This is a genomic window from Pseudomonas sp. SDO52101_S400, from assembly GCF_054071635.1.
Genome location: NZ_JBSVWF010000143.1, coordinates 1 through 917, shown reverse-complemented (window position 1 = coordinate 917; position 917 = coordinate 1). Strand labels below are relative to the sequence as shown.

The 917-nt window shown below is 66.1% G+C and carries 1 protein-coding gene; it reads right to left on the bottom strand.

Annotated elements, in window-relative coordinates; translation table 11 throughout:
- On the bottom strand, positions 1 to 917 hold a 917-nt coding region (locus tag ACW9HX_RS29080), incomplete at both ends, for a DUF2345 domain-containing protein (protein ID WP_457383215.1).

Here is a 917-nt window from a genome sequence, read left to right as displayed (position 1 = left end):
CCCGGCGGATTCAACGGCCATTCCGGCTTGCCGATGTAACTTCCTTCGCTCCAGGTGTCCGCCGGATCCTTGCCGAACAGCACGCGCGCCGGGCCTGGGGCGGCGCCGGCGACGCTGGCGAAGCCCTTCGCGTCGAGCTTGCCCTTGATGCTTTTGCCCAAGGCATCGATAACTTCGTAATCGCCTTCCTTGATGCCCTGACGCCCGGCGTACTGGTTGAACAATTCGAGGTTGCCCTTGCCCGGTTTCGGCGGCTCGGGGAACACGCCCGCCAGGGACTTCGCTCCGGTGTAGGCGAAGTTCGCCGCATGCGCGGTGTACGGGCCGCTGGTGGCGTGGGTGATGCCGCCGGCGTTGTAGGTCGTGGCGCTGCCGCCGCCCTGGATCACCAGTTCGGTCTTGGCGGTGATGGTGATGCGGTCGGCGTTGGCGGTGATGTTGAGTTTGGCCAGCAGGTTGATGCTGTCCTTGAGCGCCTTGACGTCGATGTCGCCGGAGGCCGCCACCAGCCGCCAGCCCATGCTCTGCACGAACAGGCGCATGCCACGGCTGGCACTCGCGAGCAGGCGTTTGCCGATGGAAAAACTGGTGTGGCCGGTGCTGCTCAGCGCCAGGTGTTCGCCGGTGGCGATGTGGCTGGAGCGCGGTGTGGTCAGGGCGATGCCGGCGGGACTGGCGAGTACCAGATGCGGCTCGGTGAACTCGGGGAATTCGTTGGCGGTGAGGTTCGCCGGACCCGAGCCGAGCACGCCTTGATGCTGGGCGTGCAAGGCCTTGGCCACGTCGTCCTGATCGCCTGCTTCCTGGGCTTGCAGCTCTTTGGCCTGCGTGGCGAAACCGTCCTGTTGCTCGCTGGCCGTGGCCAGACGTTCGGCGGTTTCCGGCAGGTCCTTGTGGTGTTTCGATTCGTTCGGGCG